The organism is Streptomyces triticirhizae (assembly GCF_003696235.1).
Taxonomy (GTDB): domain Bacteria; phylum Actinomycetota; class Actinomycetes; order Streptomycetales; family Streptomycetaceae; genus Streptomyces; species Streptomyces triticirhizae.
On record NZ_RFFJ01000399.1, the window covers coordinates 1 to 1,209 of the forward strand.

The 1,209-nt window shown below is 79.5% G+C and carries 2 protein-coding genes; one reads left to right on the plus strand and one right to left on the minus strand.

Going from position 1 to position 1,209, the window contains the following annotated elements:
• Positions 1-329, plus strand: a 329-nt coding sequence (locus EBN88_RS29925; RefSeq protein WP_147472926.1) for a helix-turn-helix transcriptional regulator, incomplete at its 5' end; no start/stop codon positions are given.
• A 178-nt stretch (positions 330-507) separates the two neighbouring features.
• Here the strand turns inward: EBN88_RS29925 and EBN88_RS29930 are convergent.
• Positions 508-1,209: urease accessory protein UreD (locus EBN88_RS29930; protein ID WP_147472927.1), on the minus strand; the 702-nt coding region annotated here is incomplete at its 5' end.

Below are 1,209 nucleotides of genomic sequence, written 5' to 3' on the forward strand. Positions count from 1 at the left end.
CGGCGCTGATCGCCGCCGACCCCGGCGCCCCGCACACCGTCGCCTCGCTCGCCGCCCGGGTGGCGCTCTCGCCCTCGCGGCTGGCCCACCTCTTCACCGAGCAGCTGGGCCAGCCGCCGATGCGCGCGCTGCGCGAGGCGCGGCTGCGGCAGGCCGCCCGGCTGCTGGAGGCGACCGACCTCTCGGTGGCCAGGGTCGCCGCCTCGGCCGGCTTCGCCAGCCCGTTCCACTTCAGCCGCCTGTTCCGGGAACGCTACGGGCTGCCGCCCGGCGCCTACCGCGACGGCCTGCGGCCGACGGAGGCGCCGCCGCCCGACGAAAGCCCGTAGCCGCGCGGCCACCGGCCTCGGCCCGGCGCCTCGGCGGGGAACGGCACCCGTCGCTCGCGCCCCCGCCCACCAAGCGCGTCCACGACCGCTGGATCGGCGGCCGCGTGACGGCCACCGCCGCTCCGCTCGACGAACGCGACCGCCACGACCGGGATGACCGCCACGACCGAAACGGCCGTCACCGGGAGTGGGGAACCTCCGCCAGCAGCCGGTGGAGTTCCAGGGCATCGGGCGCGACGGCGCTGGTCAGCGTGGCCGGGCCGGCCAGCGGCACGGTGACCGCGCCCGCCCCGAGCCGCCTCGGCTCGGCGGGCTCCTTGGCCAACTCCGGGTCGACGCACAGCAGTTGCCCCACCGCCCGGTGCCCGCCCAGCACCGCGCCGCCGTCCCAGCCCGGCGCCAGGTCGCCGCAGCACAGCTCCTGGTCGAGCAGCGGCCGCCCGTCGCGGTGGACCGTCAGCCGGCTGGCCAGCCGCCCCGGCTCCTCGCCGTCCCGGCCCAGCACCAGGCTCTCGCGCAGCGCCAGCCGGGCGGTCGGCGCCAGTTCGACGCGGGTGTGCTGGCGCAGCGCGCTGCCGGCCGCCGAGATCAGCGGCTCCGGCGCCCAGTGCAGGGTGGCCTCGTCGGCGACCCGCAGCGTCACCCGGTACTCGGCCGGCTCCGGCACCCGGCCCGGCAGGGCGAGGGTCGCGGCGGCCGAGGTGATCCGCAGCGCGGCGCCGGCCAGCACGTCGACGGTCAGCTCCAGGCGGTCGCCGGTCAGCGGCGCGCTCATCGCCCCGACGAGCGTGACCTGCGCGAACGCCGGGTCGGCCGACCGGGTGCGGCGCAGCGCCAGCGGCCCATCGCCGCGCAGCACCGGCAGCGCCCCGCCGGGCGC